Below are 13,604 nucleotides of genomic sequence, written 5' to 3' on the forward strand. Positions count from 1 at the left end.
TCAACTGAGATTAGTAGTTGGGATTTAGCGAGTTTAGTCGCATGGTTAGGGGTTTAGCAGTGCTAAACCCCTACACTTATTTGTGAAATATCTCTCGTTCCCATACTCTGTATGGGAATGAATTCTATAAGGCTCTGCCTTTAATAATACAATTAGGCAGAGCCTACATCATGGCATTCCCAGTCAGAGACTGGGAACGAGATAACCTCTTAGCTTTACGCAAAATATAATTCATATTAAATTAAGAATAAAAAAGAGACTAATGAATTCAATAGCATCTACCTTAACTTCTATTCTCAGCACCGAAAACGCCGTTATATCCTGGGAAAATCTCAGCCCCACCCAACAGCATAATATCCAACAGGGAATAGACCCCAAAAGCCAGCCTAGTTGTGTCATTTATCCCCATAGCCAAGCAGAATTAGCCGCCGTTATCACCACTGCCCACAGTCACAAATGGCGTGTTCTAAGCTGTGGTAGCGGTAGTAAAATCAATTGGGGTGGTTTAGCTAAAAATATTGATATTGTTGTCAGCACCGAACGCATTAACCAACTCATAGAACACGCTGTAGGTGATTTAACTGTCACCGTCGCAGCAGGGATGAAATTTGCCCAGCTTCAGGAGATTTTAGCTAAACATCACCAATTTTTAGCACTTGATCCCGCTTTTCCTAATTCTGCTACTATTGGTGGTATGGTTGCTACTGCCGATACGGGTTCTCTGCGGCAACGTTATGGTGGTGTGCGTGACCAACTTCTAGGTATAACTTTTATCCGCGCAGATGGTCAAATCGCCAAAGCTGGGGGACGAGTTGTAAAAAATGTTGCTGGTTACGACTTAATGAAATTATTTACTGGTGCTTACGGGACATTAGGAATTATCAGCCAAGTCACTTTTCGAGTTTATCCCATTCCTGAAACTTCGGGAACAGTAATATTAACTGGTAAACCTGAAGCTATATCCCAAGCAGTGAGAACTTTACAAAGTTCGGAATTAACACCAACTCAAGTTGATTTATTATCAAGTAAGTTAGTTACTAATTTAGATTTGGGAACAGGAATAGGTTTAATTACCCGTTTTCAAAGTATTAATGAAAGTGTCCAAGAACAGTCAAAACGACTTTTAGCAATTGGCGAAAAGTTAGGTTTACAGGGGGTAATTTATTTGGGAAATCAAGAAGCTGATTTATGGCAACGATTACCAGAACAAATACATTCTCATGTGACAGAATCTACAATTACCTGCAAAGTAGGAGTATTACCAACTGCGGCTGTGGAGATTATCAATCAAATAGATATTGGTTTAATTCATATTAGCAGTGGTTTGGGTTTAGTCCGTTTAGAAAATCAAGATCAAATTTTGCCTTTGCGGAATTTATGTCAAGCAAATTCTGGTTTTTTAAGTATTTTATCAGCACCTGTTGAGTTGAAGGAAAGGTTTGATGTTTGGGGGTATAATGGTAATGCTTTGGCAGTAATGCGGGGAATTAAAACACAGTTTGATGGTAATTTTATTTTAAGTCCCGGTCGCTTTGTGGGTGGGATTTAAGTTTTAATTAAAAACGAACCGCAGAGGCGCAGAGGTCACAGAGGTTAAGAGGGGAGAAATATAAATGCAAGTTTCGGAAGGTTCGGTGAATAATACTGCTAGTATTAAGAATTTGCAGGGTTTTGATGGAAGTCATCCACCTGATCCTAAGTTAATTGATAGTTGTGTTCATTGTGGTTTTTGTTTGTCTACTTGTCCTAGTTATCGGGTATTAGGTAAGGAGATGGATTCTCCCAGGGGACGGATATATTTAATGGATGCTATTAATGAGGGTGAAATTGCTCTCAATACGGCTACTGTTGAACATTTTGATTCTTGTTTGGGTTGTCTAGCTTGTGTTTCTACTTGTCCTTCTGGTGTGCAGTATGATAAGTTGATTTCGGCTACTAGACATCAGGTGGAAAGAAATTATAATCGCAGTTTACCTGATAAGTTAGTTCGACAATTGATTTTTTCTCTGTTTCCTAATCCTGATCTTTTAAGAATTTTACTTTTTCCATTATTAGTTTATCAAAAGTTAGGAATTTCTCAGGTATTACAAGCAACTGGGTTAATTAAGGCTATTTCTCCCCGGTTAGCAGCTATGGAATCTATTTTACCGGAAATTACTCTTAAATCTTTTCAGGATAATTTACCAGATATCATCCCAGCGAAGGGTGAAAAAAGATATCGGGTGGGTGTAATTTTAGGATGTGTGCAAAGGTTGTTTTTCTCTGGTGTCAATGAAGCGACGGTAAGGGTTTTAACTGCAAATGGTTGTGAGGTGGTAATTCCTAAATCTCAAGGTTGTTGTGCGGCACTTCCTGAACACCAAGGACAAACGGAACAAGCGAAGGTTTTAGCAAGACAAATGATTGATAGTTTTGCTGATACTAATGTGGATTTTGTGATTATCAATGCTGCTGGTTGTGGTCATACTTTGAAGGAATATGGTCATATTTTAGCAGATGATCCAGAATATGCGGAAAAAGCGAAAATATTTGCCGCGAAAGTTAAGGATTCACAGGAGTTTTTAGCTAATGTGGGTTTAACAGCTAAACTTTCACCTTTGACTGAGAAAAATATCAATTTAGTTTATCAAGATGCTTGTCATTTATTACATGGTCAAAAAATTAGTGTCCAACCTCGTCAACTGTTAAAACAAATTCCCGGTGTAACCTTAAAAGAACCTATAGACGCGGCTTTATGTTGTGGTAGTGCGGGGGTTTATAATATGTTACAACCGGAAGTTGCGGAAGAATTAGGTAAACAAAAAGCCCAGAATTTAATCAATACTGGTGCAGATTTAATTGCTTCTCCTAATCCTGGTTGTAGTTTGCAAATTAGTAAATATTTACAGGGGAAAACTATTTCTGTCATGCACCCAATGGAGTTATTAGATTATTCAATTCGGGGTGATAAGTTGGAGATCTAGAAAATTATAATATCCAGATCCCCGACTTCTGAGATTAATTTATAATGTATTTACAAGATCCAGAAAGAAGTCGGGGATCTTATTTCAGTTCATTATTATTCAAGACTAACAACTACAGCTTGACCTTTCACTAATGTAGATAAAATATCTAAAATCTTAGGAACTAAAGGTTTTAAATCAATTAATCTATTAGAAGATGCTTGTAAAACAACTACAGCAATATTAAACTGAGACAAATTTTGCTGAAAAGATAAATTTCTATCAACCGTAATAAAAACATCAAATTCCTGTTCTACTAAAGCCAGTAGTTTACCATTTTTAGTTCCCGCCCATCCCATTTGGGGAACTGTTTTGATTTCATAACCTACAAATTCCTTAGTTAACTTGCGGTCAATACATTCATCTAGAAGCAGTTTCATTTTAAGCTACCTTGTTAATCATTTCTTTTCCTGCTTCTTCTAAGAATGTAATGACTTGTTCCCTAGTAACAGTGGGAAAACCATCTAAAAAATCATCTATTGAATCTCCTGCTGTTAAATAATCTAAGAGTGTTTGTATAGGAACTCTTGTTCCCGTGAAAACAGGAGTACCACTCATAATTTCAGAAGAGACACTTATAACTGAAGGATGATTGGACATTGTAATTGTATTTGATATTTTCAAGTTATATTCCTAGTTTAGCTATAAATAGGAGTAAGCGTGATTCCTGCGCTGCGCTATCTATTCGGGCTAATTTTTCATAGCTAAGGTTAATCCGTCTGCTATGGGAACTAAACTCAGGGTAATTCGGGAATCTTCATGTAATTTGTGATTCAAATCCCGAATTTTGTTAGTTTGATTATCCTGTATTTCTGTGTCTGCAACTTTACCTGACCACAACACATTATCAATGGCAATTAATCCACCGGGACGAATTAATTCAAGACATTGCTCATAATAATTATCATAGTTACCCTTATCAGCATCAATAAACGCAAAATCAAATGTCCCCGCTTCCCCCACTGTCAATAACTTATCTAATGTTTCCAATGCTGGGGCAATATGCAGGTCAATTTTATCAGCTACTCCCGCTTCTTGCCAATAACGTCGAGCTACACTGGTATACTCTTCACTAACATCACAGGCGACTATTTTGCCATCTGCGGGTAAAGCCAACGCTACTACTAAGGAACTATAGCCAGTAAATACACCTACTTCTAAAGTTTTTTTTGCTCCTATCAACTTAATTAATAATGCCATAAATTGCCCCTGTTCAGGAGATATTTGCATGATAGACCTGGGCATTTGAGCGGTTTCTTGACGCAGTTGGGTTAAAATAGTTGGTTCGCGTAGAGAAACTGAAAGCAAATAATCGTATAGGTTTTGTTCTAAACCCAGGGTCTGTTTTGACATGATTTATATTTATTAATTATTTTATGATAGTTCTTCCTCATCAATTTTATGATAACAAATTTAAAATCAAATGTCAACCCCTAAATCCTCTTTTAAACGCGACTCATTTTCAAGATTAAAGATTACAGCACTTCCCGGTGTTATGATGTAGATATCTAGCGGGCAAGACTTGTACTGAGCTTGTCGAAGTATGCCCGCACTACAAGAGTTTCATGATTCAACTTTGTACCTCATAAGAGCGGAAACCGCTGTAAGTTATAATATTTTGAGATATATTCACTAATTTCAGGATTATGACAGGATTTGAACCTTTATTAGCCGCTGCGGTTAGCGGTGTAGCTGTTCCCATTTTCCAGTCTCTTTGGGGAAGTGGTGGTGATTTAGTAGAAAAGCTTGGGAAAAATTTTGATCAAGCTGCGAAAACGAAAATTTTTAATTCTTCCAATAAATATGCACAGAACTATGCAGAAAGACACGGTATTCTCAAAGTTCTGGGAATGCGTGAACCTGTGAAGTTGGAATCTGTGTATACAGCAGTGCAGTTTTTAAATGATAATGCTATTCGTAGTTTTGCATCTATTGAACAATTAGAAGAGGTATATCGTCAAGGGAAAGGTCGGAAGTTTAATTCTCAAAATTGTCCAAAACAAGCAGGAATTGAAGTTGCAAATAAAAAACAATATTTGATGGTTTTGGGGGGACCAGGTGCAGGAAAATCTACTTTTTTAAGAAAAATGGGAATGGAAGCACTCAAAGGTGAAAAAGGAGGATTCAAACATAATTGTATTCCGGTTTTTATTGAATTAAAAAGATTTGCTTCGAGTGATATTGATATTGAAAAATTTATTATTGAAGAGTTTCGTATTTGTGGATTTCCAGTTCCAGATCAATTTACAGCTAAGGCTTTAGAACAGGGTAAATTATTAATTTTATTGGATGGTTTGGATGAAGTTCCCAGTCAAAACCTAAATGAGACTATCAGTCAAATTCAGAACTTTGTTGATACATATCATCAAAATCGGTTTATAGCTTCCTGTCGCATAGCAGCTTACCGCAATAACTTCCGGCGGTTTAGTGATGTGACTATGGCTGATTTTGATGATTCACAAATTCAGCAATTTATTAATAATTGGTTTCATGGAGAAGATGATCAACAAGCGAAAACGGGGGAAAAATGTTGGGAATTACTGCAAAAGCTAGAAAACAAAGCAGCGAAAGAGTTAGCACATACACCTTTATTACTGACTTTTCTTTGTTTAGTATATGACCGTTCTCAGAATTTTCCTAATAATCGCAGTGTTTTATATAAAAAGGCGTTGCGGATATTGTTAGAAGAATGGGCTGCTGAAAAGCGAATTTTGCGAGATGAAATTTATCAAGGACTGCATACAGAATTAGAAGAGTTATTACTTTCAGAAATTGCTTATACTGGGTTTGCATCTAATCGGCTATTTTTCTCACAATCGGAAATTGTTGACCAAATAAAAACCTTTTTGGCGGGTAATTTGAATGCACCACAGCATTTAAATGGTGAAGCGGTTTTAAATGCGATCGCAATTCAACAAGGAATTTTAGTAGAACGGGCGGAAGATGTATTTTCTTTTTCTCATTTAACCCTACAGGAATATCTAACAGCCCAATATATTGATGATCATCGTCTAATTGAAAAATTAGTGACTGAACATCTGACAGATGAACGTTGGAAAGAGGTATTTTTGTTAGTTGCGGGAGTCATGCGGGGTGGTACAGATGATTTGTTGTTATTCATGGAAAAGGAAGTACAAAAATATATCAATACCCGAAAATTACAGGATTTATTAAATTGGGCGGAAAATGTCACAGTAGGATCTCAAGGTGATTATAAACCAGTTGGGAAACGTGCAGTTGCGATCGCCCACGCCAACGTCCTCGCCCTCGCCCTCGCCAACGCCAACGCCAACGCCTACGCCTACGCCTACGCCTACGTCCTCGCCAACGCCAACGCCAACGCCAACGCCCTCGCCAACGCCAACGCCCTCGCCCTCGCCCTCGCCAACGCCCTCGCCAACGCCCACGCCAACGCCTACGCCTACGCCATTGATTACATCGGTGAAATTGAAAAATTACAAATCTTTAATCAAGAGCTCAACTTTACTGTGTTACGTACTCAACTAGAAGCACTAAAAGCTAAAATACCTGATGATAAACAACCAAAAGAAATACATCAAGCTTTTGCTAAAACATTGAGAGAAACATTACTCAATGGTCTTAATCTTACCCCAGAAATGATCAATTTATCTGAGGAAGAAATCAAGGATTTAAATAATTATCTCTATGCTAATCACCTAATTATCCAATGCAAAGAAGCAGCAGTGCGGGTATCACCTACAACATGGGAAGCAATAGAGGCGCGGATGTTGTTGGTGGGGAGTAATTAAAATCCAGGGAGTTTGTGTAGAGATGTTGCAAAGATAAGATTTTCTGAAGAAAGTGCTTATTTGCCCTCTAAAATTGAAGATTATTCTATAAACTTACTCGCGTCAGAGGGGGTATTCATGAGCCGTCCAATTATTCTGGGTATTGTGGGTGATAGTGCTGCGGGGAAAACAACCCTGACTAGAGGGATTGCTCAGGTACTAGGTCCGGAAAATGTGACTATTATCTGTACAGACGATTACCATCGTTACGATCGCACACAACGGGCAGAAATCGGCATTACGGCACTCCATCCTGATTGTAACTATCTGGATATCATGCAGCAACATTTATCGCTGCTACGGACAGGACAGGCGATTCTCAAGCCGGTTTACAGCCACTCCACAGGCACATTTGAACCGCCGCAATATATCAAACCCACTAAATTTGTGATTATTGAAGGGTTACTAGGTTATTCTACCCGTGCAGCCCGTGATGCTTATGATGTCAAGGTTTATCTTGCCCCTCCTGAACCACTTCGCGCTGATTGGAAGGTGAAACGGGATACTCAAAAACGCGGTTATACTCCAGAACAGGTATTAGCGGAGTTAGATAAGCGCGAACCAGATTCGGAACAATATATCCGTCCTCAGCGGCAATGGTCAGATATTGTGGTCAGTTTCTATCCTCCTAATGATGAGATTGATGACACTAATGGACGTTTAAATGTGCGCTTGGTGCTGCGTCCTTCCATTCCTCATCCTGATTTTACGGAAATTATTCACGCTGGTCATAGTGATTCCCAGTCGGCTATTCGCTTGGGACTAGATAGAGATATGGGAAAACCGGTGGATGTTTTAGAGGTTGACGGTCATGCAACTTTGGAACAGGTGAATAAAATCGAACAGATTATGTGTAATGATATGCCGTATTTAAATAATGTGTGCGATCGGGAAAGTAATCCAGAATTGGGTAAAATTGCGGGTACAACTGGAGAAACACTGCAAAGTTATCCCCTCGCTCTAACTCAGTTAATTATTACTTACCATATGCTCAAAGCTACGCAAATTTACCAGTAAGTAATTCCGGGTAGTATCTACAAAAATTAAAGATATTGTCAAAAAGGAATAATTGTGTCCAAAAATAAGGGATAAATAATGAGTTAGCATTCAGCCCCCAGTCCTCAGCAATCAGCCTTAAAATCTGAAATACAGGTAATTAAATCAATACCCCCTCTTCTTTGCTATTTGCTATTTCTGCTTTTCGCTGATAGCTGATAGCTAAATGCTATGACAATTATTCCCAATTCAAAATTCCCAATTGGTATGACTTATTGCCTGAGAATAGCCGACTTACCGGAAAATGAACGCCCCCGTGAAAGGTTAATGACTCACGGACCGAAGATTTTAGCTACAGCGGAATTAATCGCTATTTTGCTGGGTACTGGACAAGGCCCTGGTAAATTATCCGCAGTTGGTTTAGGGCAATATATATTACAGCAATTAGGTAAAGGTCAGTGTGACCCCTTAGCTGCTTTACGAAATGTCTCCCCCGCTGAATTAATGGAAATTCCCGGTGTGGGACCAGCAAAAGCGACAACTATCCTCGCTGCAATTGAATTGGGTAAACGGACTTTTTTATCTCGTCCCTCCGACGGAACAGTAATTGATAGTCCTATTGCTGCGGCTGCGGTGCTGAGTCAAGACTTGATGTGGCAAAATCAAGAAAGATTTGCCGTATTATTATTGGATGTGAAAAATAAGTTATTAGGCACAAAAGTAATTACAATTGGGACGGCGACGGAAACGTTAGCCTCTCCCCGTGATATCTTTCGAGAAGTTATTCGTCAAGGTGCTACCAGGGTAATAGTTGCCCATAATCATCCTTCAGGGAGTTTAGAACCCAGTGAAGCAGATATAGAATTGACTCGGCAATTATTAGCCGGTGCGGAACTGTTAGCTATTTCCATTTTAGATCATTTAATCTTAGGTAATGGCACTCATCAGAGTTTAAGAGAAATTACAACTTTATGGGATGATTGTCCGCAAGTTGATTGATATTTCTACCTTTTTTGTTCTAGGTCTTCTACTGCTTTTTCTGTGCGGGTATTGGGGGTTTTGGTACGCTTAATATTAGGAAATAAGTCAATAGCAAAATTATTCAAAGCTATCCGGGTTTGAGTGCTGGATTTTCCCAAAGCACCTGGTAATACCTTATCTCCCACTGTTATAAAGAGAATAAAGGCAATAAAAAAAGGGTATGTATCGTTTCATCTTCAATTCCTCGCTAATTAGAGATTACAATTGATAACTATCCCTATAGAATGCCCAAATTATCATCAAAACAATAACTTACAAATAATATTTTTTCTCAATCTAATATTCAAATAACATGATCTCACAAAAATTTTCAACAGTTAATTTATACTATTTGCCTAAATATGTGCAATTAATGGCGTATAATATTTAAAATCAGGATGTATTGTTAACCATGGATTTTATCACCATTTTAGGATTAGTTGCAGGTGGATTAACCACTATTGCCTTTTTACCGCAAATGTTGCAAATATGGCGCACAAAATCAGCGAAAGATGTTTCTTATGTGATGCTCATTGTCTTCATGAGTGGTTTGTTTCTGTGGTTAGTCTATGGGATTATCCTCGGTGCTTTCCCAGTTATTCTCGCCAACGCGGTGACATTATGTTTTAACTTGATTATTCTATGGCTTAAAATTAAATATAGATAACTCTACTAAAAAAACTGTGACATCATCTGTATTTAACTCTGAACGCCTTCTGTTTACGCCCGCAACCCCCAATCACGATGCTATTCCCGTAATTTTCGCCTTTCCTAATGAGTATACGGTGGGGATAACTAGTCTGGGTTATCAGGTGGTATGGGCGACTCTGGCTATGCGTGAGGATTTGCAGGTAAGTCGCTTATTTACTGATATTCGGGAACAACTTCCTAGACATCCAGAATTATTAGGTTTTTCTATGTCTTGGGAATTAGATTATGTGAATATTTTTAATCTTTTGGAATCTTTAGAAATTCCGATTCGGGCTAATTCTCGCAATCAAAATCATCCTTTAATTTTTGGTGGTGGACCAGTTTTAACGGCTAACCCTGAACCTTATGCGGAGTTTTTTGATGTGATTTTATTGGGAGATGGTGAAAATCTGCTGGGTGATTTTATAGATACTTATAAAAAAGTCAGAAATGCTGATAGAGAAACTCAGTTAAGAACTTTAGCCCAAGTTCCGGGAATTTATATTCCTAGTTTATATGTAATTGAATATATCACACCAGATGGGGAAATAAAATCAATTAATCCTATTTCATCGGAAATTCCGCCAATTATCCAAAAGCAAACTTATCGAGGAAATACTCTTTCTGCTTCTACTGTTGTCACAGAAAAAGCTGCTTGGGAAAATATTTATATGGTGGAAGTGGTGCGAAGTTGTCCCGAAATGTGCCGCTTTTGTTTAGCGAGTTATTTAACTTTGCCTTTTAGAACTGCGAGTTTAGAAAATTCTTTAATTCCGGGAATTGAACGGGGTTTAAAAGTTACAAATCGTTTGGGTTTGTTGGGGGCTTCTGTTACTCAACATCCAGAATTTACAGAATTACTAGATTATATTAGTCAACCAAAATATGATGATGTCCGGTTAAGTGTCGCGTCGGTGAGAACCAATACAGTTACAGTTAAATTAGCTGAAACTTTGGCAAAACGCGATACAAGATCATTAACAATTGCTGTCGAAAGTGGTTCGGAAAAAGTGCGGAAAATTGTCAATAAAAAATTGGATAATGATGAAATTATCCAAGCAGCTATCAATGCAAAAGCTGGTGGTTTGTCTAGTTTAAAACTCTATGGAATGGTGGGAATTCCTGGGGAAGAAGCAGAAGATATAGACGCAACTGTAAAAATGATGCAAAGTGTCAAAAAAGCTGCGCCTGGTTTACGGTTAACGTTGGGCTGTAGCACATTTGTACCCAAGTCACATACACCATTTCAATGGTTTGGGGTTAATAAGCAAGCAGAAAAGCGGTTACAGTTATTACAAAAGCAAATTAAACCCCAAGGCATAGAATTTCGACCAGAAAGCTATAATTGGTCAATTATACAGGCTTTGTTGTCGAGAGGCGATCGCCGACTTTCTCCATTATTAGAATTAACCCGCGATTTTGGTGACTCTTTGGGAAGTTACAAACGGGCTTTTAAACAACTAAAAGGACAAATTCCCGACTTAGATTTTTATGTTCATAGTAATTGGTCAACTGAGAAAATTCTACCTTGGAATCACTTGCATGGACCATTACCTCAGTCTACACTAATTAAACATTTAGCAGAAGCTACTAACTCAGAATTAAATCATAAATAATGCACACAGATACCATATTCTACCAAATCTTCCTCACCTTCCATACTCTATTATTTGAACTACTGGGACAACCCCCAGAAAATGCGGCAGGTTATCATTTTACTTCGGTAGAAGTCAAAGAAAAAGCCTTTCGATTTGATGGGATATTTATGCCAAATAGTGAAGAAAAACCCATTTATTTTGTCGAGGTGCAATTTCAAAACAAACCAGAGTTTTACTGGGAATTAATTACAGAGATAAATATTTATCTTAATCAATATAAACCCGAACAAGATTGGCAAGCGGTAGCTTTATTTGCGAAACGGAGTTTGGATGTAGAGAAATTAACTAATTACCAACAAGAATTAGTCAATAGTGGTCGAATCAAACGAATTTATTTAGATGAAATACCATCAGGGTCAATAGGGATGGGATTAATTGAATTAATTGTCAGTAAAGAAAACCAATCACAGGAATTGGTGAAAAACTTGATGACAAGAACAAAGACAGAAGTTAGCAATGATAGTGAAAGACAAGGTATTATAGAATTACTGGAAAGTGTTTTGATGTCAAAGTTTTCACAATTAAGTCGTCAGGAGATAGAAGCCATGTTTTTAGTGAGTGATATTAAGCAAACAAGGGTATATCAAGAGGCAAAGGAGGAAGGTGAGAAAAACTTACTGCTGCGTCAGTTATCTAAAAGATTTGGAAAATTGGGAGATGCGTATATCAAAAGCATCAACAGCTTGACAATAGCACAGCTAGAAGACCTGGGAGAAGCATTATTAGATTTTGGAGAAATTAGCGACCTGGAACAATGGCTAAAATCTCACACAGAATCATAGATTTAGATAGTTTACAAATGACCCAAATTATTACTCAAGTAGACGCTTTCACTAATACTCCATTCAAAGGAAATCCTGCGGCTGTATGTGTTTTAGATAGTCCACAATCTGAAGCATGGATGCAAAATATCGCTCAGGAGATGAACTTATCAGAAACCGCTTTTTTAATTAAACAAGATGACGGTTTCAATTTGCGCTGGTTCACTCCGACAGTAGAAGTTCCCCTGTGTGGACACGCTACCTTGGCCAGCGCTCATGTATTATGGTCACAAGGGCATTTATTACCAAATCAAGAAGCGCGTTTTTATACAAAAAGTGGTGTACTTGCAGCGAAACTAGAAAATGATTGGATTCAGTTAGATTTTCCGGTGAATCTTTCTCAAGCTGTAGAATCACCTCCAGAATTAAGTCAAGTTTTAGGAGTGAATTGTAAATCTGTTGTCCAAAATTCTCTCGGCTATTTAGTAGAAGTAGAATCTGAGCAATTAATCAGAGAAATGCAGCCGAATTTCCAACAAATGAAAACTCTCACTAAGGCTGATATTATCGTTACTAGCATTGCTGATTCTGACTCGGAATATGATTTTGTCTCCCGCTTTTTTGCCCCCACTTTAGGGATTAATGAAGATCCGGTAACAGGTGCGGCACATTGTTGTTTAGCCCCATTTTGGCGGGATAAATTGGGAAAAGATGAATTTTTAGCCTATCAAGCTTCTAGTCGGGGTGGAGTAGTCAAAGTGTACTATCCTGGAGCAAACCGCGTCTTTATATCTGGACAAGCTGTAACAGTAATCCAAGGAAAATTAACTATAGGTTAAGAATATATGATATCCCGCAGATCCCCGACTTCTTAAAGAAGTCGGAGATCTTAGTAGACAAGGATTAAGTTAATATTTGTAATTAAATTTTTAGATTTCAGATGACACTTATCGGGCATTATTGACGGTGAACCTCCTTTAATGCAGGAAGTTGAGCAGTAAATAAATTGAGGTTTCCATTTTTTATAGGTGATAATGTTAGTAATACCGTCCTAAAGAGGGATGGTGATTTGATAAAAATGTTAGAGTTCAGAAGGAGAAATCCCTGTAAATACTGAATTTTTACATAAATTAACCCATACTAAAAACTCAAAAAATGACCATTAACCGTGCAGCTAATAGAAATTTACTTCAAAAATCAGATTGGCCTGTAAAAGATTTACCAGGATTGAGTGCAGAAGATCAAGCTCAATTAAAGAATTGTGGCATTAATACCACAGAAGAATTAATTAATAGAGGAAAAACTCCAGAAGAGAGAATAGTATTAGCGGGTAAATTACAGGTAAATATCCATTCTGTGAATAAATGGGTTGTTTTGGCAGGTTTAGCCCGTGTTCCCAGTGTAGGAACTCAGTATTGCGGTATATTGCTTCACTCTGGGGTTATTTCCATAGCCCAATTAGCCCAAACTCCGACTCACAGATTACATAGACAAGTTATGCGTTTGCAAGTAGCAACATTGCATAACCGGGATTTGTGTCCAGCAGTTGAATTAGTCCAACAGTGGAGTCATCAAGCGCAAGCAATGGGTAATTAGTCAGTAGGGGCGAAGCATTTGGAAGATAAATTATCGGTCATTGTCAAAAATAGTTCTCCAAATGCTTCGCCC

Annotated in this window: 14 protein-coding genes; 10 read left to right on the top strand and 4 right to left on the bottom strand. The window is 38.0% G+C overall.

The window, feature by feature from the left end; translation table 11 throughout:
• Positions 1-262: 262 nt before the first annotated feature.
• Complete coding sequence (locus tag FJR06_RS12635) at positions 263-1,549, top strand: FAD-binding oxidoreductase (protein ID WP_168651554.1); 1,287 nt, start codon at positions 263-265, stop codon at positions 1,547-1,549.
• Between the two features lie 64 nt (positions 1,550-1,613).
• Complete coding sequence (locus FJR06_RS12640; RefSeq protein WP_168651555.1) at positions 1,614-2,963, top strand: (Fe-S)-binding protein; 1,350 nt, start codon at positions 1,614-1,616, stop codon at positions 2,961-2,963.
• A gap of 95 nt (positions 2,964-3,058) precedes the next feature.
• Here the strand turns inward: FJR06_RS12640 and FJR06_RS12645 are convergent, their stop codons facing one another.
• The 3 genes from FJR06_RS12645 to FJR06_RS12655 all read right to left on the bottom strand — a co-directional run bounded on the left by FJR06_RS12645 (position 3,059) and on the right by FJR06_RS12655 (position 4,355).
• Positions 3,059-3,382 carry a DUF5615 family PIN-like protein gene (locus FJR06_RS12645; protein WP_015080597.1) on the bottom strand — a complete coding sequence of 108 codons (324 nt, stop codon included), beginning with the start codon at positions 3,380-3,382 and terminating at the stop codon, positions 3,059-3,061.
• Between the two features lies 1 nt (position 3,383).
• Entirely contained in the window at positions 3,384-3,602 is a 219-nt protein-coding gene (locus FJR06_RS12650; protein ID WP_168651556.1) for a DUF433 domain-containing protein, read from the bottom strand.
• 90 nt (positions 3,603-3,692) lie between these two features.
• Positions 3,693-4,355, bottom strand: a complete 663-nt coding sequence (locus FJR06_RS12655) for a class I SAM-dependent methyltransferase (protein WP_168651557.1) — start codon at positions 4,353-4,355, stop codon at positions 3,693-3,695.
• A gap of 293 nt (positions 4,356-4,648) precedes the next feature.
• On the opposite strand from FJR06_RS12655, the gene FJR06_RS12660 reads away from it, so the two are divergent.
• The 3 genes from FJR06_RS12660 (at position 4,649) to radC (ending at position 8,806) form a co-directional block, all read left to right on the top strand.
• A complete protein-coding gene (locus tag FJR06_RS12660; RefSeq protein WP_168651558.1) occupies positions 4,649-6,772 on the top strand; it encodes an NACHT domain-containing NTPase in 2,124 nt (707 codons plus the stop codon).
• 117 nt (positions 6,773-6,889) lie between these two features.
• On the top strand, positions 6,890-7,828 hold the full coding sequence (locus FJR06_RS12665) for a phosphoribulokinase (RefSeq protein WP_168651559.1): 939 nt from the start codon (positions 6,890-6,892) through the stop codon (positions 7,826-7,828).
• Positions 7,829-8,074: 246 nt separating this feature from the next.
• Positions 8,075-8,806 (top strand): DNA repair protein RadC, encoded by a 732-nt coding sequence (gene radC, locus FJR06_RS12670; protein ID WP_015080602.1) that lies wholly within the window; start codon positions 8,075-8,077, stop codon positions 8,804-8,806.
• Positions 8,807-8,811: 5 nt separating this feature from the next.
• Here the strand turns inward: radC and FJR06_RS12675 are convergent, their stop codons facing one another.
• Positions 8,812-8,973 carry a hypothetical protein gene (locus FJR06_RS12675; RefSeq protein WP_254434427.1) on the bottom strand — a complete coding sequence of 54 codons (162 nt, stop codon included), beginning with the start codon at positions 8,971-8,973 and terminating at the stop codon, positions 8,812-8,814.
• 266 nt (positions 8,974-9,239) lie between these two features.
• Between FJR06_RS12675 and FJR06_RS12680 the strand changes: the two genes are divergently transcribed.
• From FJR06_RS12680 to FJR06_RS12700, 5 genes are all read left to right on the top strand, one after another.
• The gene (locus FJR06_RS12680) at positions 9,240-9,494 is read left to right on the top strand and encodes a SemiSWEET transporter (RefSeq protein WP_015080604.1); all 255 of its coding nucleotides are present in this window, start codon (positions 9,240-9,242) and stop codon (positions 9,492-9,494) included.
• Positions 9,495-9,510: 16 nt separating this feature from the next.
• Positions 9,511-11,133, top strand: a complete 1,623-nt coding sequence (locus tag FJR06_RS12685) for a radical SAM protein (RefSeq protein ID WP_015080605.1) — start codon at positions 9,511-9,513, stop codon at positions 11,131-11,133.
• Entirely contained in the window at positions 11,133-11,957 is an 825-nt protein-coding gene (locus FJR06_RS12690; protein ID WP_015080606.1) for a DUF2887 domain-containing protein, read from the top strand. Before FJR06_RS12685 ends, FJR06_RS12690 begins: the two co-directional genes overlap by 1 nt.
• 17 nt (positions 11,958-11,974) lie before the next feature.
• Positions 11,975-12,775, top strand: coding sequence for a PhzF family phenazine biosynthesis protein (locus FJR06_RS12695; RefSeq protein ID WP_015080607.1), 801 nt, complete (start codon positions 11,975-11,977; stop codon positions 12,773-12,775).
• A gap of 316 nt (positions 12,776-13,091) precedes the next feature.
• Positions 13,092-13,532, top strand: coding sequence for a DUF4332 domain-containing protein (locus FJR06_RS12700; protein ID WP_015080608.1), 441 nt, complete (start codon positions 13,092-13,094; stop codon positions 13,530-13,532).
• Positions 13,533-13,604 lie beyond the last annotated feature (72 nt).

The sequence above is a fragment of the Dolichospermum sp. UHCC 0352 genome (assembly GCF_009711925.1).
GTDB lineage: Bacteria > Cyanobacteriota > Cyanobacteriia > Cyanobacteriales > Nostocaceae > Dolichospermum > Dolichospermum lemmermannii.